This is a genomic window from Parasutterella muris (assembly GCF_009767915.1).
GTDB lineage: Bacteria > Pseudomonadota > Gammaproteobacteria > Burkholderiales > Burkholderiaceae_F > Parasutterella > Parasutterella muris.
This window is the reverse complement of sequence record NZ_WSRP01000083.1, coordinates 1-2159: the sequence shown is the minus strand read 5'-3', so window position 1 is coordinate 2159 and position 2159 is coordinate 1. Positions and strand designations below refer to the sequence as shown.

General features: G+C 44.8%; 1 protein-coding gene. It reads right to left on the bottom strand.

The window, feature by feature from the left end:
* Positions 1 to 69: 69 nt before the first annotated feature.
* Entirely contained in the window at positions 70 to 2112 is a 2043-nt protein-coding gene (locus tag E5987_RS12570; protein WP_160336411.1) for an IS1634 family transposase, read from the bottom strand.
* Between the last annotated feature and the right edge of the window lie 47 nt (positions 2113 to 2159).

Sequence of the window (2159 nt, the reverse complement as noted above, 5' to 3'; positions counted from 1 at the left end):
AAAAAAGCTCTCAGTCCTTTGATTATCAGGGAGTTGAGAGCTTTTTAAAATTATTGTCTTGTAGGTATGCTAGAGCATATCTTTGAGCAATTCCGGTATCGAGTCCTCCGCTGTAAGTCTTACTCCTAAACAACGACCCATTTCTTTGATATTGACTAAGCGAGCCGGCGGTACGAGTCCGACCGTTTTGAAGAGTATTTCGAGCTGACTTGGCTGCTGCCTGCGCCCTGATAGCTCAGCTTTAAGTTCTTCCTGAGTCAGCCGCTCTAAGCCCTTTCTAATATTCTGTGGTCTCGAGCACTGCAGGAACATGAGTTCATTAGCACTTTTTATTGGTACGGTCGTCGCCGAGTTTAGTGCTCGGACTATTTCCGAGATGCTCAGAGGAGCTCCGGCTTCTTTCAGCTTCCACTGCAGTAGTTTCAGAATGCCCAGCGCAATTACACAAATGAGTATGTGGCCTTTAATATGATTCGAGTTTCTCACGTACATAGGCCGTAAACCTAAGTGAGACTTCATAACTCTGAAGCAGCTCTCGATCTGGTTAAGTTCGTGGTAGGCTGCGGCTAGGTGTCCGTCCGGTAAAGCGCTTTGCTCCACACAGTCCGGAGCATTTTTGTAGATGAGGGCTGCATATCCGGCAAGGCGGCGTTTAGCTTCGAGGACCTCTTCATCAACGCCTTCGATTTTCGCCTCTACTTTTTCCGAAGTCTTTGCAATGCAGGCCCACCCGGAGCTCTTAGGTTTAACTTTTATGCCTTGTGCCTGTTTCTTTAGTACCAGCTCTTTCCACACTTCGAGCACTGCTAAGTCCCGTTTCTGTCTCTTTTTATCAAAGGTCAGAACCAAGGTGCAGTGAGTATCTTCTTCTTTTACCTTTCCTTTTTTAACCCAGTCTTTTATGACTTTAAAGCGTCCGATTTCCTCTCCTTGTCTGATGATTGGGACATATCCTTCGGGATCGAACATCGCTTTTGTTGTCTTCTGATCCAGATTACTTACTTTCTGCGCCATCAGAAATCCAAGATCATTTGTCTGCAGCATCTTTAAATTTGCCGCAGAATTTAGTCCTCGGTCGGCAACGACGATGCTCTCTTTAACGTTGTATTTTTGTTTCAGAGACTCAATCGAAGAACTCATCGTCTTAAATTCGGATGCGTTTCCGGCGTAGACGTAAAAGTCAATCGGTATTCCTTCTTCGTTAATGACCAAGGCGATGGAGGCTAAAGGCAGGTCGAAGCGGTGCTCTTTTGAGGGGCCTCTCATTCGCAGGTATTCGATCTTTTGCTCCTGGATTTTCTTGATGAAGTCATCAGCCTTCGGACAAGGCCGTAGTCTTCCTTCATCGTCAAAGCACGAGGAATCCAATTCACCGCTTTCATAGGCCAATTCCAGTTCTTGCTGAAGCCGGTCTTGGAAATCTATCTGTTGTCTGCCGCACTCCAAGTCACTCAGCGCAGTTTCAAAGTAGACGTTGGTAACGTCATAAAAAATCAAGGTGGCCTTTGTTTTTCCGAGCTGTTTATTGACTGAGCGGTTAAAGAATCTCATGATCGAGTCTTTGTGCTCAAACAAATAATCGTAAGAATTGTAGTAACTGTCTAAACCGATACCCTGCACAGGCGCACCTAGAAATCCGTCCTGGTCGCCGAATGAGTAAAAAACAGAGTGCGGATCAAGGATTTTTAAAAAACAGAGATAAGAGACAACAGCGTTCAAATCGAATTTTGCTTTTGTTTGTCGCTGTTGTATGTCTTTGAACTTCCGATCTAAATGCAGATGATCATCCCAGAGCTTTTTTAAAACGTAGTGCCCGTACTGCAAAAGAGGAAGCGGACCGCCCGCAGAAACACTGTTTTCAAAGTTCAGCAGAGTCTGAGCTTGTGCGAGTCGATTGAGCGACTGAAGACGACTCTTTTCTGCATAACTATCTTGGTATTTCTTCTTCAGATCTTCCAGATAGTTTGGATTCGACTGAGAAAGAACATCAAGCCGCCCAAGATTTTGGACAACTTTGTGTTTTACCTTCCCGTCTTTGTCTCGATAAGACTCCATCAGCCGGACATAAGTGTACTGTCCTTTGGCGCCACCCTTGCAAGTAGAAACAAACATAGACCACCTCCAATAATGATCTAATTATAACATACCTACTACATATC